At 64.1% G+C, this 23,991-nt stretch carries 20 protein-coding genes and 1 tRNA gene; 9 read left to right on the forward strand and 12 right to left on the reverse strand.

From position 1 onward, the window contains the following. Positions 1-96 precede the first annotated feature (96 nt). Positions 97-582: a DUF1269 domain-containing protein gene (locus GWK16_RS03145; protein WP_170052493.1), complete on the forward strand. Its 486-nt coding sequence runs from the start codon at positions 97-99 to the stop codon at positions 580-582. On the opposite strand, the gene obgE is transcribed toward GWK16_RS03145, so the two are convergent. The 3 genes from obgE to rplU all read right to left on the reverse strand — a co-directional run bounded on the left by obgE (position 557) and on the right by rplU (position 2,262). Continuing rightward, positions 557-1,591, reverse strand: coding sequence for a GTPase ObgE (gene obgE, locus GWK16_RS03150; protein ID WP_170052494.1), 1,035 nt, complete (start codon positions 1,589-1,591; stop codon positions 557-559). The two genes, GWK16_RS03145 and obgE, sit on opposite strands and share 26 nt — an antisense overlap. A 70-nt stretch (positions 1,592-1,661) precedes the next feature. Then, positions 1,662-1,931 carry a 50S ribosomal protein L27 gene (gene rpmA / locus GWK16_RS03155; RefSeq protein ID WP_170052495.1) on the reverse strand — a complete coding sequence of 90 codons (270 nt, stop codon included), beginning with the start codon at positions 1,929-1,931 and terminating at the stop codon, positions 1,662-1,664. A 13-nt stretch (positions 1,932-1,944) separates the two neighbouring features. Continuing rightward, positions 1,945-2,262 (reverse strand): 50S ribosomal protein L21, encoded by a 318-nt coding sequence (gene rplU, locus GWK16_RS03160; protein WP_168040804.1) that lies wholly within the window; start codon positions 2,260-2,262, stop codon positions 1,945-1,947. Positions 2,263-2,477: 215 nt separating this feature from the next. On the opposite strand from rplU, the gene GWK16_RS03165 reads away from it, so the two are divergent. Further along, positions 2,478-2,567: transfer RNA gene (locus GWK16_RS03165), tRNA-Ser, on the forward strand. A gap of 455 nt (positions 2,568-3,022) precedes the next feature. Here GWK16_RS03165 and GWK16_RS03170 read toward each other — a convergent pair. The 5 genes from GWK16_RS03170 to GWK16_RS03190 all read right to left on the reverse strand — a co-directional run bounded on the left by GWK16_RS03170 (position 3,023) and on the right by GWK16_RS03190 (position 11,232). Beyond that, positions 3,023-5,611 carry a DEAD/DEAH box helicase gene (locus GWK16_RS03170; protein ID WP_170052496.1) on the reverse strand — a complete coding sequence of 863 codons (2,589 nt, stop codon included), beginning with the start codon at positions 5,609-5,611 and terminating at the stop codon, positions 3,023-3,025. Between the two features lie 3 nt (positions 5,612-5,614). After that, on the reverse strand, positions 5,615-7,741 hold the full coding sequence (locus tag GWK16_RS03175; protein ID WP_170052497.1) for a DNA methyltransferase: 2,127 nt from the start codon (positions 7,739-7,741) through the stop codon (positions 5,615-5,617). A gap of 91 nt (positions 7,742-7,832) precedes the next feature. Continuing rightward, positions 7,833-9,479, reverse strand: a complete 1,647-nt coding sequence (locus GWK16_RS03180) for a DUF262 domain-containing protein (protein WP_170052498.1) — start codon at positions 9,477-9,479, stop codon at positions 7,833-7,835. A 350-nt stretch (positions 9,480-9,829) separates the two neighbouring features. Beyond that, on the reverse strand, positions 9,830-10,864 hold the full coding sequence (locus GWK16_RS03185; RefSeq protein ID WP_170052876.1) for a S8 family serine peptidase: 1,035 nt from the start codon (positions 10,862-10,864) through the stop codon (positions 9,830-9,832). Beyond that, positions 10,783-11,232: a recombinase family protein gene (locus GWK16_RS03190; RefSeq protein ID WP_456306744.1), complete on the reverse strand. Its 450-nt coding sequence runs from the start codon at positions 11,230-11,232 to the stop codon at positions 10,783-10,785. Before GWK16_RS03190 ends, GWK16_RS03185 begins: the two co-directional genes overlap by 82 nt. A gap of 72 nt (positions 11,233-11,304) precedes the next feature. Between GWK16_RS03190 and GWK16_RS03195 the strand changes: the two genes are divergently transcribed. Beyond that, the gene (locus tag GWK16_RS03195) at positions 11,305-11,994 is read left to right on the forward strand and encodes a DNA-methyltransferase (RefSeq protein WP_248291082.1); all 690 of its coding nucleotides are present in this window, start codon (positions 11,305-11,307) and stop codon (positions 11,992-11,994) included. A gap of 8 nt (positions 11,995-12,002) precedes the next feature. On the opposite strand, the gene GWK16_RS03200 is transcribed toward GWK16_RS03195, so the two are convergent. Together GWK16_RS03200 and GWK16_RS03205 are read right to left on the reverse strand one after the other, a co-directional pair. After that, a complete protein-coding gene (locus GWK16_RS03200; protein ID WP_170052499.1) occupies positions 12,003-12,332 on the reverse strand; it encodes a type II toxin-antitoxin system RelE/ParE family toxin in 330 nt (109 codons plus the stop codon). Next, entirely contained in the window at positions 12,329-12,565 is a 237-nt protein-coding gene (locus GWK16_RS03205; protein WP_170052500.1) for a type II toxin-antitoxin system ParD family antitoxin, read from the reverse strand. The genes GWK16_RS03200 and GWK16_RS03205 overlap by 4 nt, the downstream gene beginning before the upstream one ends. A 222-nt stretch (positions 12,566-12,787) precedes the next feature. Here GWK16_RS03205 and GWK16_RS25125 point away from each other — a divergent pair, with 222 nt between their 5' ends. Next, positions 12,788-13,282, forward strand: coding sequence for a hypothetical protein (locus GWK16_RS25125; protein ID WP_248291083.1), 495 nt, complete (start codon positions 12,788-12,790; stop codon positions 13,280-13,282). Between the two features lie 310 nt (positions 13,283-13,592). Here GWK16_RS25125 and GWK16_RS03215 read toward each other — a convergent pair whose 3' ends face one another. Both GWK16_RS03215 and GWK16_RS03220 read right to left on the reverse strand, forming a co-directional pair. After that, on the reverse strand, positions 13,593-14,966 hold the full coding sequence (locus tag GWK16_RS03215) for a trypsin-like peptidase domain-containing protein (protein WP_170052501.1): 1,374 nt from the start codon (positions 14,964-14,966) through the stop codon (positions 13,593-13,595). A 53-nt stretch (positions 14,967-15,019) separates the two neighbouring features. Beyond that, the gene (locus tag GWK16_RS03220) at positions 15,020-16,945 is read right to left on the reverse strand and encodes a S1 family peptidase (protein ID WP_170052502.1); all 1,926 of its coding nucleotides are present in this window, start codon (positions 16,943-16,945) and stop codon (positions 15,020-15,022) included. A 1,372-nt stretch (positions 16,946-18,317) separates the two neighbouring features. Here GWK16_RS03220 and GWK16_RS03225 point away from each other — a divergent pair. From GWK16_RS03225 to GWK16_RS03245, 5 genes are all read left to right on the forward strand, one after another. Continuing rightward, positions 18,318-18,995 carry a M12 family metallopeptidase gene (locus tag GWK16_RS03225; protein ID WP_170052503.1) on the forward strand — a complete coding sequence of 226 codons (678 nt, stop codon included), beginning with the start codon at positions 18,318-18,320 and terminating at the stop codon, positions 18,993-18,995. 373 nt (positions 18,996-19,368) lie between these two features. Further along, complete coding sequence (locus GWK16_RS25835; protein ID WP_170052504.1) at positions 19,369-20,889, forward strand: S1 family peptidase; 1,521 nt, start codon at positions 19,369-19,371, stop codon at positions 20,887-20,889. Positions 20,890-21,640: 751 nt separating this feature from the next. Further along, a complete protein-coding gene (speD, locus tag GWK16_RS03235; protein ID WP_248291084.1) occupies positions 21,641-22,069 on the forward strand; it encodes an adenosylmethionine decarboxylase in 429 nt (142 codons plus the stop codon). Positions 22,070-22,073: 4 nt separating this feature from the next. Beyond that, positions 22,074-23,171, forward strand: coding sequence for a fused MFS/spermidine synthase (locus GWK16_RS03240; protein ID WP_170052505.1), 1,098 nt, complete (start codon positions 22,074-22,076; stop codon positions 23,169-23,171). Beyond that, positions 23,159-23,983, forward strand: a complete 825-nt coding sequence (locus GWK16_RS03245; protein ID WP_170052506.1) for a hypothetical protein — start codon at positions 23,159-23,161, stop codon at positions 23,981-23,983. The genes GWK16_RS03240 and GWK16_RS03245 overlap by 13 nt, the downstream gene beginning before the upstream one ends. Positions 23,984-23,991: the final 8 nt, after the last annotated feature.

A 23,991-nucleotide genomic window follows, 5' to 3' on the forward strand; every position in this document is an offset into this window, starting at 1 on the left:
CCGGCCTGAAGGCGGGACGGCAGGGCATGACATGCCGCTTGCCTCCGGCGCCCCGGAGCCTATCGTCGCGCCGCCTGAACGAATGAGGAGAGGCCCATGGCCGACCTGGTGATCGTCGCCTACCCCGATGAAGCGACTGCCGAGGCCGCTCGCGCCAAGCTGCTCGAACTGCAGAAGGAATACTTGGTCGAAGTCGGCGATGCGGTGGTTGCGATCCGCCGGCCTGACGGGACCGTGAAGCTGAACCAGCTGATCAACACCACCGCGGCCGGTGCCGCAGGCGGGGCGATGTGGGGCACGCTGATCGGGCTGCTGTTCCTCAACCCGCTGCTGGGTGCCGCGGCCGGCGCCGGGGCTGGCGCGCTGTCAGGGTACCTCACCGACGTCGGGATCGACGACACGTTCCTCAAGCAGGCCACCGAGGCGCTGACGCCCGGCCAGGCGGCGCTCTGCGTGCTTGTCCGGAAGGTGACGGCCGACAAGGTGCTGCCGGCCATGGCGCATTTCGGCGGCACCGTGCTCCGCACCAACCTGACGTCGGAGCAGGAGCAGAAGCTCAGGGATGCGCTGAAGGTGGGCTGAGTTCCGCGCGCGCTTCGCGCGCCGCACGGATCACGGGGAAGAGGGTGCGCAGGACGTCCGGCACCCCTTCCCCGGTCGCGCCGCTGATCACCAGCACCTTGCCGCCGCAGGCGCGTTCCAGCGCCTTGACGCGCGACGCCTTGGCCTGCGGCGTCATGGCATCGACCTTGTTGAGCGCCACGATCTCCGGCTTGTCCGTGAGGCCGTGGCCGTAGCCCTCCAGTTCCTCGCGAATCGTCCGGTAGGCCCCGGCGGGGTCCGCCTGGGTGCCGTCGATCAGGTGCAGCAGCACCGCGCAGCGTTCGATGTGGCCGAGGAAGCGGTCGCCGAGTCCGGCACCTTCGTGCGCGCCCTCGATCAAGCCGGGAATGTCGGCGAGGACGAACTCCTCGGTCGCGTTCAGCCGCACCACGCCGAGCTGCGGATGCAGCGTCGTGAAGGGATAGTCGGCGATCTTGGGCCGTGCGGCCGAGACCGCGGCGAGGAAGGTCGACTTGCCGGCATTGGGCAGTCCGACCAGGCCGGCATCGGCGATCAGCTTCAGGCGCAGCCAGATCCAGCGTTCCTCGCCCGGCCAGCCCTTGTCGGCGCGGCGGGGGGCGCGGTTGGTGCTGGTCTTGAAGTGGGCGTTGCCGTGGCCGCCATCGCCGCCCTTGGCGATGACCACGCGCTTGCCGGGCGCATCGAGGTCGGCGATCAGGGTCTCGCGGTCCTCGGCGAGGATCTGGGTGCCGACCGGCACCTTCAGGACGACGTCGTCGGACCCGGCGCCGGTGCGGTCGGACCCCGCCCCGTTGCCGCCCTTGCGGGCCTTGAAGTGCTGCGCGTAGCGGTAGTCGATGAGGGTGTTGAGACCCTCCACCGCCTCGGCGATCACATTGCCGCCCTTGCCGCCATTGCCGCCGTCCGGGCCGCCGAATTCGATGAACTTCTCGCGCCGGAAGGCGATGACGCCATCGCCGCCGTCGCCCGCCTTCACCCAGACCTTGGCTTCGTCGAGGAATTTCATCGTGGGGGGACCTGAAACGCAAAACGGGGGCCTCGCGGCCCCCGCTGGAACGACGGCTTGAGGCCGGCGCTTATTCGGCGGCCATCGCCTCGGGGACGACGGTCACGTGCACGCGGCCTTCGGCCTTGCGCACGAACTTCACGCGGCCGGTCACGGAGGCGTGCAGGCTGTGCTGGCGGCCGGCATAGACGTTGTCGCCCGGGATCATCTTCGTGCCGCGCTGCGTCACGATGATGGAACCGGCGTTCACGGTCTGGCCGCCGAACAGCTTCACGCCAAGGCGCTTGCCTTCGGAGTCGCGCCCGTTGCGGGACGAGCCGCCTGCCTTCTTGTGAGCCATGGTGGGGTGCTCCTTACGCCGCGGTGATGGCGGCGATCTTCAGCACCGTCTGGTGCTGGCGATGGCCGTTCTTGCGCCGGCTGTTCTGGCGACGGCGCTTCTTGAAGATGATGACCTTGTCGCCGCGCGACTGCTCGACGACCGTCGCGGTGACGGAGGCGCCGGGGACGGTCGGCGCGCCGACGGTCAGGCCCGCCTCGCCGCCCACCAGGAGGACGTCGTGGAAGGTCACGGTCGAGCCCGGCTCGGCCTCGAGCTTCTCGACGGTGAGCACGGCGTCGGGGGTGACGCGGTACTGCTTGCCGCCGGTGCGGATCACTGCGTAGGTCATGGGTCGCCCCGGGACTCTCTAACTGTGTGGTTTCCGGGCTTTCGCCCAAAAACAAAGGCCGGCGGCACCGAGGCGCCGCCGTGGGAGCGGGGCGTATAGCGCCGGGCCGGGTGGCGCGTCAACGGCCAGGGGGCGTTGCGCGCGGCCGAGGGTCCGACTATACGGCGGGTCCCCTCGACCGGGGGCCTTCGGGCCGGCGCCAGCCGGCCCCGTGCGGAGAGGTGCCGGAGCGGTCGAACGGGTCGGTCTCGAAAACCGAAGTACGGGCAACTGTACCGTGGGTTCGAATCCCACCCTCTCCGCCAGTTCCCATACGAGCCGCGCTCTCCGCCAGACCGACCGCCGCGCTGAGTGGCAGGTTTCCTGGGGTTTTCAGGCTGGAGCTGTTGACCGGCACGGGCCAGCGAGCGCTGGAAATCGTTCTCCGGCGGCGCTTTCTCTCCGGACCTCTTGACTTGACTGATCCAGTACGGATCTCAAAAAACGAGGCAAAAGGCCGATTTCGGCGCGACTGGCACTTGCTCGGGTTCGCATACCACTTGCCCGAATTCGGTACTCCGCTCGCGAACTGCCAGTACGGAGTGCTGGTGTTTGACGCGTTCCTTCTCCCGTGTTCTGCCTGCCGACGTGCTTCTGGCCTCCCACGCCCCATGCCGGTCACTGAAGGGCCACGGGCGCAAGAACGTCCCGGGCGAGGCGCTTCCCTCCGAAGAATCGCTCCAAGGTCCCGGTCCGGCCCTGGAGCGAGGAGCATTGCTTCTCAAACCAAATAGTCGGACGCTGCCTCGCTTTCATACAAAGCCTTTATCGACGCCGCGGCCGCCACGGCGGCGCGCGTTGTGGGCTCCTTCAGGTCGAGAACTCGGAACTTGTCGTCGATCTTCGCTACGACTTCGATCCGTCGATAGTGACCGCCATACTGGTCGGCATACCGCGCCAATCCCTTCAGCTTCGGGATCGCGTCGCTGAACTGGATTCCGTGAGGGTCGACGATGTCAGCAGCCACCGACCCATCAGGTAGCTGAACGAAAAACACGAAATCCGGCCGCACGATCTTGGGCTCACCGCCGTCGTCGTAGATGATGCCCAGCGAATCTTGGCTGGATCGCGACGGATTTCGATACCATGCGACTAAGCCCGCCCGCTTCAGCTCAGCCTTGACGACCTCGCCTTCCCACGAGTTGAAATCCTCGGGGAACAGGCCCTCATCGTCACAGAGAAGGTGCTTTTCGAACCGCGGGAGGGCTGTCTCTGTGCCATTCGCTTCGCGGATTGTGGTTGGCTGAATCCACGACGTCGGGCGAGCTAGGTCCACATCCATCGGATTCGCGCTCATCTCCCGGATCTGTCGGTAGACCTCCTGGCGCTCATCAGAGAGGCTCTTGATGTCGACCCGGAATCGAGTGAGCCATTGGGCTGCCAGTTTCTCAGCTTCGGCTTCGAGCATGGTGCGGACGTCGGGGACCAGGCCCAAAGCTGCCACGGTCGCATGCGCATCGATCAGCGCGCCCTCCCGGTCATCGGGGTCGCCTTCCTTCGCAGCGATGTACTCGCTAAAGGACGTCGCGAGATCCGGGCTGATCGACCGTGCTGCCCTTCGATAGGCGTCATCGATGACAGCGTAGTCGGCTTCCTCGACGAAATCGTCGAACGACATAGCGCGGCCTCTCAGGTCGGCCGTTATGCTCTTACCTTCAACAGTTAGAACGGCGCTCCGGGCCGTCGCGATCTCATCCTTGTACCGAGCGCGGGCCCCATCGAGCACCTTGTGCAACTCCGCGTGGGCCTGTTTGCCAGCGCCCTCCAACAGGCCATCGGCGGCGAGCTCGTGGGCGAGCGAGGTCAGGCGCTTAACCGGCCGAGCGTGCCGCTTCGGCAAGGTCTGAGAAGGAAGAGAGAGCAGCTTCTCCCAAACCGGCTCAGAAATGGCAGGGTTCGGCTTTAGTTCAACCGGATTGATCAACACGCGACGGCCGGGGAGTTCCGCGTCTCCGTCGCCGCCGGACATCAAGGCCCGGGCGACATCCTTGACCGACGACTCGTCGAAGAAGGGCAACAGGCAGTCGACGGAATTGAGGCGGTCGTTGCCAGGGATGCGGCGTGCCAGCGGCGTTCGCACCATTCGTCCCAGCAGCTGCGTGATATGCGTCCTGTCCCGAGCCGGCCGGAACGAGACCATCACCTCAGCTCTCGGACAGTCCCACCCTGTGCTGATGGCGTCCTTGGCAACGACGATCCTGACCCACGTTGATTCCTGCACGCGCTCGGGTGGGATGTACGGCACAGTGCGATGCCCAAAGGTCTGGGCGGTGTGGTCGCCAAACACATGCGCCACCGAGTCCTCGGGCAGGTCCGGCCACTGCGCAAAGATGGTGTCGAGCGCCTTGCCGATTTCGTTGGGATCCGGCGCGTTTGGCACTTGCAGGACCATCAGCGGCAGGACGGTGTTCGCGTCACCTTGCTGCTGGGCATAGGACGCCCATGCCGCCGAGATCTCCTTCAGCTTGTCGGTGCCGCGGCGTACTAGCACCGTATCGAACTGCCCCGCCTCCTTGGGCACGTCCAGAATGATCGTGTCCTTCAGCAAGCCCGACGCCTGCACCTTCGCCGGATCCACCACCACGTTCGGCAGCGTCGCGCGGCTCTGCATGTCGGCCATTGCCGCGTTGAACCGCTCGACCGTGGCCGAGATACCCCAGACAACCGGGATGCCGGGAACAGCGCCCGAGCCGTTGATCAGGCGCTTGACGATGGTTGTCTTCTCGCCAGCACCAGTGGCCGCTCGCATCCCGCGATGCGCCTCATCGAGTACGAGGTAGAGCGTCAGTGCAGGGTCATCGATCGTGTTCTGGATCGTGTCCCAGATGGTGAACGAGCGGCTGTCAGGCATAAGCCGCATCTGGCCATCCTTCTCGATCCCTTCGTCGTCGGGATCATGGCCGCGCACCAGCAGGCTCGACTTGCTGAGCTTCTGGGTGTTCAGGAAGTAGACCTTGCCCGGTTCGAACGTCTCGCGCTGGAAGGTATTCTGAACGACCACAAGGTCGGAGATTGAAAGCCGGTCCGATGCCTCGAGCAGCCTGAACCGCGATTGTTCGTTCAGCGAAGGATCGTCGCTGAACCAAATCACCACGGCGCCCGGGTCCGGTTCGATGTCGTAGTTGTCGTCGCCGTGGAAGAGCGCCTCCAAGGCGGCCGCTGCCATGACGGTCTTACCCGCGCCCGTAGTGGCGGTCAGCGAGAAAGCATGCTTGTCGCCGTCCTCACGCCAGCGCCGCGACGCTTTCTTCAGGTTGACCAGGACTTTCTGGACAGCCTCTTCCTGGTAGTCCTTCAGCGTGAACTTCATGGCTCAGCGGCCCATCACGAAGCGGAAATTGGAGAGGTAGGATTCGTAGAGCCGCACGGGTTCGACGCTGCCCGGCAAGGCTCTGGCCACCGCCTGGAAGCGCCGGTCGTCATCGGTGACGATGTACGCGATGCGCAAGCCGGCAGCAGCGGCGACCGCGTCGCAGAACGCAGTGGCGCGGTCGAGATCGACAAGCAGGCCGTAGGTGTCGGCGACCTCCCACCCAGCCGGCGGAAGCTCTTCGATGCGCCTGCCTTCCGCCCCGGCGCGCATCCACAGAAGCGGTGCGATGCGCCTGAAGGCCAGGTTGTGGCTGACGGCGACCGGGGTCTCGTAGGTCAGGGTGAAGAACTCGGCATTCTCCTCGAATCCCTCGCTCATCGGGAATTCGTCGGTGAACTTGTAGTCGCCTTCGATATCCTTCCCCTCCGGGGTCGTGCCTGTGATTGCCGCGGCAATGCGGGGTTTTGTGATGTAGTCGCAGATGCCGCACTTTTCCCAATCTGGATCGCCGGGGCGCAGGCCCGCCTTCCGCAGGGCAGCCTGCTCATCGGCCGCCACCTCGTTGTTGGTGACCGAGATGCACTGACGCTGCCCACCGTCTTGCCGGTTGAGGCGCATGACCGCGTGCGCGGTGGTGCCGGAGCCTGCAAAGAAGTCCAGTATTGTAGCATCTTTCTTCTTGCCCACCACGAAACGCAGGCAATCTTCGACCGCGTAGACTGACTTCGGATAGGGAAACCGCCTCCCAGGCACCAAGGACTTCAACATTCCTGCCCCGTGTTCGGAAGCGCTGTGCGCAACTAAATTCCAAATGGTCGTCGGATTTCGTGTTCCTAAGGAATCGGCGAACTCTAACTCCAGCGCACCTTCGGAGTCCTTCCCAACAGCCACAACTTCCCCACCCTCCAACATTTGCCGTATGCCAGTCTGCAGATAGGATACTGAGCGGAGGCCGGTCTTCTTATCGCGCTTGCCAAATTTCGCGTGCCCAATCGCAAGATATTCTCGCAGGGATGGCGGGCTGAGACGCCACATTAGTTCTTGCCCGCTCTGGTCGATCGGCCAAATTGCCAAAGTGCCCGGCGGCGCAGGTACATCCTCCGGACGTACGTCCGCTGGTGGCGGCTCCCCTGTTGAGTGATACCTTCCCGTTTTCTCATCAATGTAAATTGGGAAGAACATCGACGGAATGCGCTGGCGTCGACTTCCCTCCCCGTTTCTCATCAATCCGGCCCAACGAACTTTTCTGGTTTCTCCTTCGATCTCACGCAGCATGTCTGAGCGCCAAGGCGTGACCGCTGCCGCTCCGACAAATACGAAAAAAATGTACTCATCAACGCGGCTAAATCTACCAGCCCTCGCCGATCCTTTCGGATTTATCACCGAGCTGACCATCTGGATGGACGCATCTGGGAAAACTTGTTCAAGCAGCAAACCCAGTCGGAGGTATTCCTTTTCATCAATCGTGATGATCAGTGTAGACGCCGTTGGATTGAGTAGATTTCGTGAGACCATGAGGCGTCGCTCGATGAAGGCGAGCCACTTCGAGTGACGATAAAGGTCCTCAGCCTCGACGTAGTCGTTATTATACTTCCAATCCCGTGCGCCAGTGTTGTAGGGCGGGTCGATGTAGATCACGTCGATCTTCCCGCGGTGCGTGTAGGTCAGCGCCTCAAGTACATGGAAATTCTCGCCATTAATCACCGTGTGAAACGGCTTGTCACCGCCGCGTTCCACCTTTCTGGTGCTGACGAGGCCTGGGTAGATGAAGTCGCGGAACTCGGCCACCACCACTAGGTCAGCAACGGATACCTCGGCCGTTTCGGGCGGGTCCGCGTCGATCAGCGCCACGTGCGCCACCTTCGCCTTGTCCTTCCCCGCGATCCTGGTGACCCGCCAGAGCCGCTGGTCGCCGCGCTCGACCGCGCCCCGGGGCGGCAGGATCCGCACCTTATCGCCTCGGCGCACAGGCCGGCCGGGGAGTTCGACACTCTCGGGCCGATGCCGCTCGAAGTTCAGCCCGAAGGCACGGCGCGATGCGAGCGCCTTGAACTCACGCTCAAGCTCGTCTCCAAGGGCGCTATCCTTGGCCTTCGCCCTGGCGATCAGATCTGTCAGACGCGACACAGTACGACCTCTTCATTCCAAGCGGCATCGGCGGAAGTCCGACCATTCTGGGCTGAGCAGTTCAGCTCATGGATCACGCGGGAAAATCCATCTAGGCCGCCGCCTGGGGTGAAATGGACCAAATGCGCAAGGCGCGCTCCAGCAGGTCGGTCTGCCGCGCGTGCAACTGGTCCTTCGTCCACTCCTCGGCCGACAGAATGGGCTTCGTCGTGTCGAAGGAGACGCGGTTGTTCCGCTCTGCGTAGATCTTCTTCTTACGCTCGAAAGGAAAGTACTGGGCCTTGTAGTTCTTGATCCCGGCCAGCAGTGCCAGGTTGCCGAGCCTGTGCAGCCAGAGGCGGTGCTCGTCATCCGTGAAGCGTTCGCGCCAGGAGGCGTCCTTCAACGCCTGCGGCAGCACGTGCTCGATGGTGATCTTGCCGCCGAAATCCTTCGAGACTGACTCATCCTGGTCAGCTTCTTCCAACCGCAGGAGAACGGCCTGCGCGAAGGGGCGGCCGTAGACATCGCCATCCAGCAGCGTGCGGAACTCGTCATCGTTGGCGTTTGCACGGACGATGGCACGGATCTCGTCGGCACTCTTCCCGGCACGGATCGCCGTGATGAGCTGGAAGTAGGCGGTCAGGCGAGCGGTGAACGCCAGGCGCCGGATCCAATTCTGGTAGGTGATCCGCTCCAGCAGGTCGATGAACTCCTCCTCGGGCAGGCCGGCAACAGGCTTATTCAGGTAGGCCAGCAGCGGAGGGATCCATTCCTCAAACGCAACCCGTTGCAGGGAACGCAGCGCGCGCCGCGCCGCCGGTGCCTCGAAGTCGCATCGGAGAATCCGCAGGTAGTTGCGCGCGGAGGTGTTGAGATCTTCCAGGAATGCGAACGGTGTGGTCGCGGACTCAATGAGGGGCCCGAACTCCTCGTGGAGGGATTTCCGGGCCTTCGTCGCGACTGCCGAGCTCCGGTGGTGCGCCAGGAACTGATCCAGCCGTTCAATGCCGATCTGCTCTTCAAGCTCCAGCCACGCTTCGTCCAACTCGCCGCTGCGCGTGGATTCCCCGCCGAGCTCGGCGAAAAGCAAGTTTTTGATGAGGTCGGCATTCGTAAGCGCCATGCCGCGCGCGTTCAGCACGTTGAATAGGCGATACGCGGATTGCCAGGATGCGGTGGTGACGAACACCACGTAGACCTTGCTGAGGAGATAGTTGGCAAAGAGCTTCAGCGTCGTCTGGTCGTGCTGCGCGATGAAGGCGTCGATGGTTTCCAGGTTCTCGACGATTCGCTGCTTCGGGGCGTCCTGCTCCTTGGCGATGTCCTTGCGAACCGCCTCGGGCACGACCTCTCCGGCGAGCACATACTTCCGGAAGAAGGTCTGGTCCCGCTGACGGAGAGTGAGGCGCGGCGTCTCCTCCTCGCCGGTCAGCGCGTTGCGCGGCAGGACGCGTCGGCCAAGTTCGGACTTCGCGGGCTCGTCCACCGCATCCCGCAGCCGAGAGAAGATCAGATTGAGGGTGGTCAGCCGCTGCTGCCCGTCCACCACGTCGTAAAGACGGCCTTTCTCCTGCTCGATGGTGATGAGCGAGCCGATGAAATACTCTGCGTCCTTCGCCTCGTAGGAATCCCAAACGTCGTCAAGAAGCTGCTCGACGTTCGTCTTTTCCCACGAATAAGGCCGCTGGTAGGCCGGAATATTGTAGCGAATTTGCTCGGTGAGAATTTGGCTTATCGTTCTCTCAGCGGCTTCCATGGTCGTCCCGATCTCTGAGGGCAACGGTCCGGACGAGGCTCCGGCCCGATATTGGCCCCGCTGCCGAATCTTCACTACAGAGTAGGGGCTGGCAGAGCTGAGTGACAAGCGGAGCTACCTCGGCTGGGTAACGAATTCCAGCCGCTGCACCTGCCGCGCCCACTACTCGTCGAATTGCTTCATCAGCCCGGGCAGGGTCATCCCCTCCGGTTGCCGCCCGTCCAGGATCGCCTCGACTATGTCTTGCGCAAGCCGCGTCAGCCGCAGCACGCGCGAGACGCAGGAAAATTGATCTTCTCGGCCGCGGCCACCTCGTTGATGGCGGCGTCGGGATCAAGCTTTACAGGCCGCTAAGGTTCGATGGCGATGGCCACGCCGACCTGCTGCGCGACTGGTGTCCAGATGTCCGTCTCGACGCCCGGCGTCTCAATGGAGACAACGAGCGCGTATCGCGCGCCCAGGTCGCTGCGATCGCGCGCCGGCTGGTCCTTCCACCAGCCACTCACCGGATAAACAGCGATGACTCCTCGTTCGGCGACATCGGCAGCGTTGCAGGTGAGGATGTCCGAGTGGAGGGAACCTCGGTTGCGGGCCTGCTCCCCAAGATACCACTCCGACGCGGCGCCGCCGGTCACCGGCTTGGCCTCGTCCTCATCAAGCGCCTTCTTGTTCAAACGCTTCTGAAACTCCTCAACCGCCTCCGTCGGACCTTTCACTTCAAAGCGCAGACCGTGCGACGCGTAGCGGTGGCGCTTTCTCCAGCCGCGTCGACCGGGGTTCGGCTCGATGAAGTACGAGAGCGTGATACGCAGGCGCACCGGCGTCGCGCCAAGTTCTGCGAGTACCTCACGCGGCCAAGGAAGCTCGAAGAAGTGCAGTTCGCGCATCTTGCCCTTCGCGAACGGGCGGATGCTGCTCTGTGCCACTAGGGTGAGCGCGTCATTTGCGCTCCGCAGGGCACGTTCGGCGCTAGGCACACCGAAGCCATAGCGCTGGACGAGCTTCGCACGTGCGCGCTTGCCGCTCGCGTCGCGCAGATGAGTCTGCATCTGAGCCGACCATTCCGCCGAATGCACCACGAGGGCGCGCAGCGTCTCGGGCCAGTAGCTCGGGTACTCGGCCGAGATGAGGGCAGCAAGGCGCGCGGCCTGCGCCGTCGCCGCACTGGTCGCCCAGCTGAGCACGAAGGATTTGTCGGCAGGCTTGAAGTACGTCGCGAGAAGGGAGAGGTCAGGGCACGGGAAGTCGATCTCACCCTTGGCGTTCTTCACGACGTTGCCGCCCTCGAAGACTACGTCGGGCTTTATACGTCGCTCTTCGTCAGCATGCGGCCCCGCTTCGTCGTGGCGCCCTCGGCGCGCAGTGCCTGCACCAGCCGCGTGCAGGACTCGGTTTCCACGAAACCCTGGAAGATCCGCCGCACCAACCCGGCCTCGGCGTCGTTCACCACCAGCTTCCGTTCGCGCACGTCGTAGCCGAGCGGCACGAAGCCGCCCATCCACATGCCGCGCTTGCGCGACGCCGCCACCTTGTCGCGGATGCGCTCGCCGATGACCTCGCGTTCGAACTGAGCAAAGCTCAGCAGGATGTTGAGCGTCAGCCGCCCCATGCTGGTGGTGGTGTTGAACGACTGCGTCACCGAAACAAACGTGACGTTGTTCGCGTCGAACACCTCGACCAGCTTGGTGAAGTCGACCAGCGAGCGGGAGAGGCGGTCACCCGCGCCGGCGACCTTTGGCGCTGCGGCGACCACCGCCTGCTCTGCGGCGACGCCACCAAGCTCGACGACGTGCAGCGCGCCCTCGGCGCTGATCGGCTGGCCGACATGGCCCTCACGGATCCGCCCTACAACGTCGCCTACCAGGGCGGCACCGCGGCCAGGATGACCATCGCCAACGACGCGCTGGGCCAGGGCTTCCTGGACTTCCTCCGCCCGGCGCTAGCGAACCTGCTCTCGGTGACGAAGGGCGCCTGCTACGTCTGCATGTCGTCGTCGGAATGGCCGACGCTGCACCGCGCATGGCAGGAGGCCGGCGGGAAGTGGTCGAGCACTATCATCTGGGCGAAGAACACCTTCGCGCTCGGTCGCGCCGACTACCACCAGCAGTTCGAGGCCATGCTGTACGGCTGGCGCCAGGGCAGCCAGCATTATTGGTGCGGCGCCCGCGACCAGGGAAATGTCTGGCATTTCGACAAGCCGGCGCGAAACGACCTGCATCCGACCATGAAGCCGGTCGCGCTGGTCGAGCGCGCCATCCGCAACAGCAGCAAGCCGCGCGACACGGTGCTGGACTGCTTCGGCGGGTCGGGCACCACCATGATCGCGGCGGAGCGCACCGGGCGGCGCGCCGTCCTGCTGGAGATCGATCCGGCCTATGCCGACGTCATCGTGCGGCGCTGGCAGGAGGTGACAGGCGAGGCGGCCGTGCTGGAAGGTGATGATCGCATCTTTGCCGATGTCGCCGCGGCACGCGACGACAACGCCAGGCCATTCTGTGGTCCTGGATCAGGGTAGACCAGGAGCTACAGCCCTTCGGGCTCCTGCATCCAGGCTGGAATGTCGCGCTGCGCATGCAGCACGCGCCAGACGTCGAGGTGGTCCTCGCGCTCCACGTAGAACACCAAATACGGGTAGCGCCGCAGCGGCCAGGCGCGGAGGCCTTCCAGCCGCAGCTCGAAGGCAAAGCGCGGCGAGCCCACCGCCGGATGCTGAGCGATCCGCCGGAAGGCCCGCTCCAGCGCGTCAATGAAGGCCAACGCGACCGGCTCGCCCGCCTCCGCCGCGTAGTGGGCGATGGCTTGGTCGATGTCCCGCTGCGCCGCCTCCCGCGGAATGACCGGCTTGGCGGTCACGCCTGCGGTTGGCGGGCGCGGCGGCGGAGCGTGTCGAAATAGGCGTCATCCGCTGGCGCCGTCGGAGCCGAGGCCGCGCCGTCCAGCAGCAGGCCGCGCAGGCGCTCGCGTTCCTGGTCCTTGCGGATCAGTTCGCGGACATACTCGCTGCTGGTGCTGTAGCCGCGCGTGGCGACCTGCTCATCCACGAAGGATTTCAGCCCATCCGGCAGGGAAACGTTCATGGTGGTCATGGCCGAGACAATACCCTGTCTTGGCAAAAATTGGCAAGAATCGTGTGCGCCGGAAGGCGATCCGAGCAGGCGGGCGGCCCGCCGATCAGCACGATCATGATGTGATTCAGACCGCCGAAACATAGCAATCTCGCGACGCTGCATCTTGCTTGGCTCGTGCGCGGCACAGCGCGAATGGTCCGTCACACGCAGGGGATGCCCTGCACCACGACGGAGACGACCATGACCGACCGCACCGCCCGCGCCGCCCGCAATCAGGAACGCAGCCTCGAAGCCTTCCTCGCCGAGAAGGCGCGCTTCGACGCGATGGTCGCCGAGCTTCAGCAGATGAGCGCGGACCACTTCGGCGCGGATCCCGACACGGTGCTCTGGGGCGCGCACGCCAGCCTGCAGCACTGGAACAGCCTGCTGGCGCGGGTGCCCGAGGCGGCGCCGGCGCTGCTTTGCGGCACGCCAACCCTGCTGGTCGGGCAGCGGGAGTTCGCGGCAGAGACGGCCTGGGACCTGCCATCGCTGGCACCTGGGGCGACCAGCCTGCTCGACGTCACTGTCCCCGGCGCGCGGCAGGGCGATCTCGCCCATGCTGCGCTGGCCTCGTCGACGCGGTTCATAAGCTCGACGCCACAGCCTGGTCCAACAACACGTTGCGCGTCATGGCCAGGAACATTTCGCCCGCAACCTTCGACCTGGGATTGGCAACGCTGTCAGTGCAGGTGACGAAGCGGCGGGCAGCGTGATCGTCCGCTTCCCACGAATGGAATTTTCCCGATCAGACCGGACCACCGGCGTGGGCGGCGTCTTGTGACAGTGGTCAGCGTGCAGTCAAGCGAGTTGCGATCGAAGGAAGGGTACGGTGGCTTCGTTTTTGCCTCGCTCGCAGTAGGATTGACTTTGAGCTCGGCTGTCATGTGTGGATCAAGAACAGCGTGCCCGTACCGGCGCGGAATGTAAGCGCCCCGACGGTCCGTCTCGCCGCGGCGGCTCAAACAGCGCGGCACAAAATCGATCTCCACAATCTTCACAATATTTATTGTCTGGCTAAGTAAATCTTTAACATATCCAGCTCTCTACTCAAATCAAGCACTAGTGGCTGGTATCGTTCGATCCAAGATCTCATTGCATTTGATGAGATTGGAGTCGCAGCACTTGTCAGCTCCGCCAAGAGTAGAGCACGACCGAGAAGTAGGCCGTGCAGCACCGGCGCGCGCCGAGGCAACTCGCGCTCCAGCTCGGGTGCAGCTGCTTGGGCAGAGACGATGACTGCATTCAGCGCACTCTCGGTCCTGCGTGCCTCGTTCTGCAACAAGCGCCACTTCGCCTCGGTTGGGTCATTTGCGTAATGCACCGCAAGCGGAAGCAGATAGTACCTTTGGCCTAAGACAAGTTCTTCCGCACCCGAACGGAAGAGCTCCGATCGTACCAGTTCTACATTTGCGATTGCCAACTGTCTCGCGTCCAACTCAGAACCATGTTGGCAGCGCTGTACAACTTCGAACGCCCCTGCATCTGCTCCTAGACTGGGATTGAAAGGCGCTCCCGCATTTGGGCGTAGTTCTGGAATGAGCCGGCCTCCGACGCAGGCTGTGCTCTCCGCGCCACCGCTGCAGTTCTGCTGTATTGTGGCGACGTCTGCGATGAAGTTTCGCGCGACGCGGAGAGGTAAGATGACATTCTGGCCCTGGATATCGCGCTCTCGGAAACCGCCAAGCACGATGCCGACCACGCTCCCGGCAAGCGACAGTGCTGGCCCGCCCGAGTTTCCCGGATTGACGTCGGCGCCTGTGAGCCACGCCTCTCCGAAACTCACCGTGGTTGTCCGTATCGTGCCATCGGTCTGGTCGTAATCCTGACCGCGGGGGAAGCCGAGCGCCACGATCCGCTCACCGGTACGCCGCGGCTGGTCGAAACACAGTGGCAGGGCGCGATGGGCGAGCGAGGGGTCCGCCGCCGTAAGCATAGCTACGTCAAACTCAGGGTGTAGCCGCAGGGCGCCAGCAGGCAGCGGGAAGCTACGACCCTGGTGCGTACCAATTTGACCGAGCACCGCAATCTGAGTGAGCGGGCGCTGGTCCGAGCCCAGGAACAAGTGCTTTGCGGTGAGAAGCCGCCGATCTTCCGAGATAAAGAACCCGCTTCCAGTCCTGTTTTCCACCCGCAAACCCGTCGCCGGGTCCACCCCACTCACCGTGAGATGAACCACACCCAGCTGATAACGGGTCCTGAAATCCGGAACTCCATTCTGCGCGCGTAGCTGAGCTGGCGCTAACAGCGTGAGCGCAACAGGAAGGAGGATCGCAAGTGAGCGGGATCGAGCGCCCAACTGCGACCTCAGCTGCAACGCCCTAAGGATTGGCACGTGCCAGCGCTGGCGCTGGAAGCGCTTGAAAAGGAAGATCCGCACAGCTAACCACCCCCCTCAAGACTTGGTTGCTCTGAGCCGGAGTTGCTGCAGCATCATCGGCTCCCTGCAAGGACGCCAACTAAGCGATCACGCGCGGCGGAGTGCAGCCAGACGAAGACTCTATCGCCTTCGAGGCTCGCCCTAGCGGCGTCAAGCTGCGGCACCGTCGCAGCCTCGCGAGCGTGCCCGAGCATCAATATGGCGTTGTCCACGTCGCCATCTATTTGGCGACCGGCAACTAGCGCACCCAGGACTGCCCTCAGAGCGTATAGGCGTGCGAGATCATAGGCCGTGTCAAAGCCATATGCGCGCGCCAAGTCGGTATTTCGGACCAGCCCCCAGGCTTCGCGCTGGGAGGGGAGTCCGACCTCATCAATCGTCGCGATCATGCGGCTTGCCTGAGCAGTTCGCTCGTCCGGCCCCAACAATGCCAACTGATAAACCACTGCATCGAGCGTCAGTGTCGCCAGGATATTCAACGGCGGGATTCGTTCAGCCGGGCTCGCTAGTCCCTGCTCTTGAGCATTCCAAGCCGAGAGCAAGCGCTGCTGCGTCGCCCAAAGAGCCTGGGACCACGAGTCAGTTGGGGTCGCGATTGTAGCTTTCGCTCGCCGCTGCAGTACCCTGGCCTTTTGATTTAGGTTGCGCAGGGAGGCCGGTTCGCGACGAAGCGCCTCATCGATGCGCCTGTCGGCTAGGGCTAGAAATTCATCGCTCCATGGATCCGACAGCCTTCCAGTGCTGGGCCGCGCGAGGTTGTAGTAAAAGCGACTCCATAGCCGAAGGAGCTCTGGCTTCTGATCGTCTTCGGCGATCGCAAAACAGTCCTGCATCAGTTTATCGCCGTCACGTGCGATCCTATCAAAGCGTGCGCGATCAGTGTGGTGAATCTGCGAGATCTCAAGATACGTGGCTGCTTTCTCAAGCATGGCCTCCGCAAGATCTCGGCGGCTGGAGATCTCGCGGAAGAAGCCGATCATCTCATCTGCCCAGCGAAGTGCGTTAGCTTGTTCGGGGCTTCCGTACTCCTGCAGACGGTAGGACCTGATCGTCAACGACAGCGCCCTGCGAAGGCGTTGCGGAGCCACCCCGCGGCGAACTGCAATACCAGCGTTCTGCCATTCGTGCTCGAAGATCGCACGACTGGATGTGAGTCCAACAGGGAGCGGCTGACCAGGTATGAGCGCACCCGCCGAACGGGCTTGTTCAGCCGAAGCAATCCACCGGTCCGCAGCAGCCCCGAGAGGCTCTTGCTCCGCGCCACCGCTGCAGTTCTGCTGTATTGTGGCGACGTCTGCGATGAAGTTTCGCGCGACGCGGAGAGGTAAGATGACATTCTGGCCCTGGATATCGCGCTCTCGGAAACCGCCAAGCACGATGCCGACCACGCTCCCGGCAAGCGACAGTGCTGGCCCGCCCGAGTTTCCCGGATTGACGTCGGCGCCTGTGAGCCACGCCTCTCCGAAACTCACCGTGGTTGTCCGTATCGTGCCATCGGTCTGGTCGTAATCCTGACCGCGGGGGAAGCCGAGCGCCACGATCCGCTCACCGGTACGCCGCGGCTGGTCGAAACACAGTGGCAGGGCGCGATGGGCGAGCGAGGGGTCCGCCGCCGTAAGCATAGCTACGTCAAACTCAGGGTGTAGCCGCAGGGCGCCAGCAGGCAGCGGGAAGCTACGACCCTGGTGCGTACCAATTTGACCGAGCACCGCAATCTGAGTGAGCGGGCGCTGGTCCGAGCCCAGGAACAAGTGCTTTGCGGTGAGAAGCCGCCGATCTTCCGAGATAAAGAACCCGCTTCCAGTCCTGTTTTCCACCCGCAAACCCGTCGCCGGGTCCACCCCACTCACCGTGAGATGAACCACACCCAGCTGATAACGGGTCCTGAAATCCGGAACTTCCTGAGCCGGCGACGAAACTGGCGAAACCAAAGCGAGGAAGAGAGAAGCTCCGAATGCGCCGAAGGAGTGTATCGTCATCGATGCCGACCGGATTGCACGCAAGACCCTCATCTCCCCAAGCGTTACCAGTTAGCTGGTGCCAGTCGGGTGGGCGGAAGAGGGGATACTTCAAATACGCGCTGAAACTGATCACCCCCACCCAACGCGGTTGCACTCGGCGCGCCAGCAACGCCCGGGGGCGCGGTCACTGCCACGTCGACAAGACGTTCTCGCGTTATGCATACGAACAGCGGCGTGGAGAAATCACTCGTAAGGCGATACGTCGCGCCTCGCGTCAATGACACGTTTGCTCGTCCGCTCGCCGCGCGCTCCAAGACTGCATCCAAACCGAGGCTGCTTACCTGCTGGGCGCTCAATTCCATAGTCATGCTCCGCGCACTCAGCGCGTCTCTAATCAGAAAATAGTCGCTCCCGGGCACCCGCGACGCGGTTTGCATCCATGCGAGCGCGGCTCGGTGCATCGGATCATCGTACGTTCGATGCTCATCCACGCCAGTGTATGTGACGGACCCCGCCCATTGCCCTTGTGCCTCGCCGACAATATTTGCGCTAAAGCCAGGAAGCAGTTGCTGAAGCAAACCCATGGTGAGGCTCGCGGCCTCAGCGCCCGTGCGTGTAGCCGCTGCCGTCTGCACGTTCTGGGCTGTGTAAACAGCATTCCGCAGAGCAGCGTCGCCCAGGAGATTGTACACGAGGAACAGGTTGCCAGCGCCATCTCGGCGCATGATTGTACCAGGCCCCTCAAAGCCGCTCGGCACCTGAAGGCAGCTGTACTGGCCGATGGCAGGAGGTGCTGGAGGATCCGTAGTGCCGCATGCGGTAAGGGCGGCAATTAGCAAGAGCAACAATGAAGTCCTGCTTGGCTTCCTTGCAGGCCACATCACACTCCATCCTCCTTCACAAACTCGAGTTCGGGCTCATTCAGACGCGATGATGGCTGCCCGCATGCGCACGCCCAGCCTTAACTCATCAATATGCTCCCGGCCCCTCCGTCCTTCCCACTTTAGCCTCAGCCAATTGCGGCCAGCCGCCTGCATCAGTAACCGGCAGAAAAATACTGCAAACTTGCCCGCACCCAGCACGTAGCGGAGGGCAGAGCCTTGGGCCTCGGAACGCGTACACGCCAGTTTCCTATTTGCGAGTGGTAAAGCACGTCGCAAAATACTATAGCGAAACAAAACGAGGCTGAGCAATGCGAATTCGAAGGCGTCGTTTGCTCGGGGCAGGATGTACCTTTCTCGGATGTTGCGCGGTTCGCGCAGGGCCAGCGCAAACTGTGTCCTCACCGCTCTGCGTGGCCGTACCACCGCCCCCTCGCGCGGCAGGTTCGGCAGGTTACCGACCCTTCGCTGGTCCTCCGGCCACTGATGTAGCCGAATTCTCCCCATTCATGAGCGACCGCCTAGTCCGCGAGTTTGCTTTCACGCCGTTCGGCCTCAGCATGGCGGAAGACCGCTGGACACCTAGGGATGGGTCGACGCCGGGCGGCAAGGTGACACTTGGCGTGCATTTTCTGTCCGCTAGTGCGGACGAACGCGCTGCCTGCGAACGAGCTGCTTCGGCTTGGCTTCGCGATGGCGTAGAGCACTACCTCGCCTTCGAGATGGATGTTTCGGCGGCGCGCGCACACATTCGCGTTCGCTTTGGACCGGGGGGCAATTGGTCGCTGATTGGGCGCCATGCGAGAGCGGAGCGTAACCTCTCCGCACCTACGATGAACATCATACCCGGCCAGCCCGACTACATCATCATGCACGAGTTTGGGCACGCGCTCGGTCTTCGCCACGAACACCAGCATCCGGATGCCGGCATTCAGTGGCGTGAGGACGTGGTGATTGCTGCAATGGCCGGTAATGGACCGGCGTGGACGCCGGCTTACATCCGCGCGAACGTGCTCCAGCCTCTGAGCAATACCGCGCGCTGCGTCGGTGACCCAACCCCTAATGTCAACTCGGTAATGATGTACGATTTCCCCGAGGAATGGACCTGGAACCGTGTGCGCGGCGAGATGGGACGAAGCATCACCGATGGGGACCGACGCTGTGTTCGCGGGATATACTCGCTATGAAGAATGCGCGGAGACGGTTAGTGACGTTAGTGGCGCTCAATTTGTTGGCCGCCTGTAGTACCGACGCACCGGTGCAAAGGGTTGTTTTTCTTGACTCGGGAGTTTCTCTCAATCCGCCCGCGCGGACCGTCGTATCACAGGCTGCTCGCGAAGCATCTGAGCGGCCGCAGACGAACGTGCTCATTATTTGGTTCGCTACGCCTGATAGCGAATTTGTCGGTGCCGCTTTCGCTCGTGCGACTGCAGTCCGCGCCGCGCTCGTTGCCGAGGGTGTAGCAGAAAGGCGCATTTCGACCGTACAACGCACGCCACGCGCAGGGATCGACGCCAGCGTCGAGGCGCGTCGAGTGCTTATAGAGATTGGAGTTTAGCGATGTTGAGGGCGCTCGTGCTGTCAACTATTCTATTCGCACCAGTCTTCCCGAATGCTCAGAATCTCCCGAATTTTCGAGATCAGCATGTTCTCGGAATATTGCATCTAACAGTGACCGGTACAGATCCTGATACAGGCCGGCCTGTTGCTCCACGTACCGGCACCGCGTTCTTTATTGGAGATGGGCAGCGCGTTCTTACGGCTGCGCATCTTTTCAAGACCACGGGAAGCCGACCTTTGACAGAAGTAACGGTGACCGCTCGGTTAGGAAGTGACCGCGGCCAACAGATCGGTCTCATCGAGAATTCCCTGCGCATGCACCGCGAGTTCGACGCTGCGATGTTGCGGGCCGACACTCCAGGCCTCAGGGAGACGCCGTTGCCAATCTGTTTCCGTGAACCGCTCCAGGTCGGGAACACCGCCGTTGCGCTCGGCTTTCCGCTTGGACGCAGCTACGATCAGGTGCGCGTCACCGTGCGCTCACGCCAGGCAAGCTTTCCTGGCTTTCCCGCAGAGGCACTCGTCGTTGATGGTGACCTGAACGAGGGCAATTCGGGCGGACCGGCGATTTCCCTTCGCGGCAGTGTCGCCGCGATCGTGCTGGGCGGGTTACGAGGAGAGGGAGCGCAAGGCCTTAATGCGGTGTTGCCGCTACACGTAGTTGAGCCTTGGATTCGAGAAGTCGCGAGGATCACTGAGCATTGTAATCCAACGCTGCCGGCAGCAACCGAGCCAATTCGGAGCCGGCCGGCTCGCCGCGAGTATTCAGGAGAAGTGTTGCTTGCAGGTGACCGGGAGATCGCCGCCGACGAACTGGTCGCAGCGGGCGCTATCCTTCGCGGCGTACCGCTCACGCGTGCTCCCGGGGGCATGCCTGGGAGCCCGGGAGCGCCTGGCGGTACCGGAAATGGAAGCGGTGCGAACGGCCTTCCTGGTAGTGATGGTGGAGGTGGGCAGTCTGGTCAGGCTGGAGCGACTGCTCCCGAAATCGTAGTCCGCGCGCGCACGCTCATCGGTCAGCTAACCGTAGACAACAGTGGTCAGGCGGGTGGCGACGGTGGCCGGGGTGGCGACGGCGGCGCAGGAGGGCCGGGCGCACGTGGCTCATCCGCCGTTGCCGGGATCGTCGATTGCAGCTCCGGGCCAGGGCGCGGCGGCGACGGCGGCCGGGGCGGAGCAGCGGGCTCAGGCGGGGCAGCGGGCTCAGGCGGTAATGCTGGACGGATCGTCGTTGCGCTGGATGAGTGGACACCAGGCGCATCTCTCGACTTGGTCGCGAGAGGTGGTCAGGCAGGAACGCACGGCAGAGCGGGGGCGCCTGGCGGCCCAGGAGCTCGCGGACCTCAAGGGGCGACACCTGGGATTTGTGGTCTAGGCGGATTTGGACGGGATGGATCGCCTGGCGTTTCGGGCGCGCCCGGTCGGGATGGTGCTGGCGCTTCGCCAGGCCAAGACGCAGAAGTGGTTCTCATTATTGGCGGGCAAGAGCGGCGCGCAACTGGCCGACTTCAGCATCGCTAGATGTTTGGTCCCGGGCTTTGATGGTGCAGTCTTCTCCCCGGCATGTAGGGATGCGCTATGGGCAAGGTTCTTCGCGGATCCTCCACAAAGGCCGAGGCGATCCAATTTCGTCCGGCCGGCCGGCGGCTATCCTTTAGACGGCTCACGAAGCAGTTGTGCAGTGCGAAGCGCCGCCGATGACACTTTGCTGGGCATGGCGGCTGCTCTTGGTCGGAGTGTCCCGAGTCGGCGGCGCGGTCTGAGACGTCCTGCCGGATCAGGCCGCTGCAGTACGCAACAGAGTTTTGTCGTTTGAATCTGGCCGGCGGCTCCAGTCCCTCAGTCGACGCGAGCGTTACACCAAGCGACGGTTCGAATCCGGTCGCACTCCCTCCGCCATACACACACAGACCCCAGACAAGTCCAGGCACACAAGCCAGGCTTGGCGCTTCGCGACGACCTCGCCCCACCGAACGACCACACATCGGGGGATGGGGGACGCGGCGAAAGAGCCATGCCTGAAGGGGCGGAAGCACCGCCAGGTAAACTGGGGCGCGAGAGGTCGTGTCCCGGACTATCTTCGCAGCGCGAAGATGGCCCCCAGGACGATCCCGGACCAGTCGAAGCGCGTCTTGGCGCAGGGGGGGCCATCCGGTCCGATCGGCCGTCCGATGAAGGAGAATTAAGCCGGCAGCACCGGGTCCTGCAAAAGTTCCTACTTATGTTCCGGCCGTTCCGCGCCACGCGCACCGACCGGAAAGGCCACTGCCCGATGAACACCGCCGCGCCCGTCTCGATGCTCGAGGAGGCGATGCCCACGAGTTCCGAATGCCTCGTTGGGCAACAGATTGTCCTCGACCTCTACGGTTGCGACGATACGCTGATCGACGACATCGACCATGTGCGGGAGGCTATGCTCGGCGCCGCCCGCGCCGCCCGCGCGACCATCGTGCAGGAGGTCTTCCACCGCTTCGCGCCCTGGGGCGTCTCGGGCGTCGTGGTCATCGCGGAATCGCACCTCGCCATCCACACCTGGCCCGAGCGCGGCTACGCCGCGGTCGACGTCTTCACCTGTGGCACCGAGCTCGGCCTGAGGGCGGCGGTGGCGCATCTGCAGGCCGCCTTCCGCAGCTCGGACCCGCGCCTCGTGCGCCTGCGCCGCGGCGATTCCCGCGTACCGCTGGCCTTCGAGCAGGAGTGAGTTCGTGACCACCAACTACACCCTGCCCGGCGACCCCGAGACGATCCGCGACCGCCCCTACCCGCTGCCGCCGCTGCGCCGGAACGAGTTCTGGATGGAGCCGCTCGACCCGGCGAAGCTCGGCCATGGGCCGATCTACTCGGTCGAGGATTCCGATCCCTTCGACCTCTATTCCTACCGGGTGCTCTCGGTCGCCCATGCGTCGCAGACCGCCTTCCAGCGCGTCGTGGTCGCCGATACCTGCAACTACGGCCGCGCGCTTTTCATGGATGGCAGCATCCAGAGCGCGCAGGAGGACGAGGCGCTCTACCACGAGCTGCTCGTGCAGCCCGGGATGCTGTGCCACCACGCGCCGCGCGACGTGCTGATCATCGGCGGCGGCGAAGGCGCCACGCTGCGCGAGGTGCTCGCCCATGCCTCGGTCCGCTCGGCCGTGATGGTCGACATCGACGCCGAGGCGGTGGAGATCTGCCGCAAGCACATGGTCCACGCCCATCAGGGTGCCTTCGACGACCCCCGCGCGCGCCTGGTCTTCCAGGACGGCCGGCGCTTCGTGGAGGAGACGGACCTGCTGTTCGACGTCGTCATCATCGACGTCGTGGACAACCTCGACAACGGTCCCGCCCAGGCGCTCTACACCCGCCAGTTCTACCAGTTGCTGCGGCGCCGCCTGCGGCCCGAGGGGATCATCATGATCCAGGGCCTGGAATTCTCCTTCCAGGACTACAAGGAGCATGCGGCGCTGGTCCGTACCCTGCGCACCGTCTTCGCCGAGGTGCACAGCTACAACGCGACAGTCCCCTCCTTCCTCGGCTCCTGGGGCTTCATCATGGCCTCGGACTGGCTCGATCCCTCGACGCTGCGGGCCGACGCGATCGACCGGCAGATCGAGCGGCGCCTCGGCCACGACTGGCTGCGTCACCTCAACGGCGCCTTCCTGCTGTCGGCCTTCGCGCTGTGCAAGGAAACGCGCTACGTCCTCGCCCTGCCCGGCCCGATCCTCGAGGACGGCGTGCCCTTCCTGCCGCCGCCGGATGTCGGCGAGGCGGTGGTCGAGCAGGTCCGCCTGCCCGTTCTGGACGAACGCGCATGGACACGGTGAACGACCGCCTGGCGCCGCCGGGGCCGATCGCCTGGCGCGTCGACCTGCGCGACGACGCGGCGCCCGCGGCCGGGACCACGCTGCGCCGCCCTTTCACCGCCCAGGCCCTGCGCCTGCCCGCCCATGTCGCGGAGGTGCTGCGCGAAACGCCCGACGGGGGCGGCTTCGTCGTCCTGCAGCTGCCGTCCGGCCAGGCCACACCCTATGAGCTGCAGGCCGAGGCCGAGGCCTGGGCCTCCGCCGACGGCATCGCCGCGGCCGAGGTGCTGGTCCGCAGCGTGCGGGTGCTGTGGCGCCCCGGCCGGGCGGTCTGCACCGGCCCCGCCGCGGACAGCGAGGAGGTGATCGCCGGCCTCGTCCATTTCACCCGCGTCGAGCGTGCGCTCGCCGCGCTGGAGGCGGAGATCGACGGGCAATGGGCCGCCTGGCAGGACGACCTCCCCCTCACCCACGGCGTCGGCCGGCGCGACCTCTCCCGGCAGCGCCACGTCAACGCGATGACCGCGGCGGCCCATGGCTACCGGATGCGCTTCGTGCGGCTCGAGGCCGCGCTGGAAAGCCCGAGCGCGGACCTCCCGCCGCTGGGCCGGCGCGTGTTCAGCGAGCTGGTGCTGCTGGCCGATGCGTTGTCGCGCCTGCGCGCGCTCGATGACGCGATCGAGATCGGCCAGGACCTCTACGACACGGCGAATGACCGGCTGCTCGAATACAGCTATTTTCGCCGGGAGTACGTCATCGAGATCTTCATCCTGGCGGTGCTGATGGTCGAACTCGCAGCCACGGCCGTGCAGATCGGCCTCGGCCTCCCGTGACGGCGGTG

The organism is Neoroseomonas marina, from assembly GCF_012927745.1.
Taxonomy (GTDB): domain Bacteria; phylum Pseudomonadota; class Alphaproteobacteria; order Acetobacterales; family Acetobacteraceae; genus Neoroseomonas; species Neoroseomonas marina.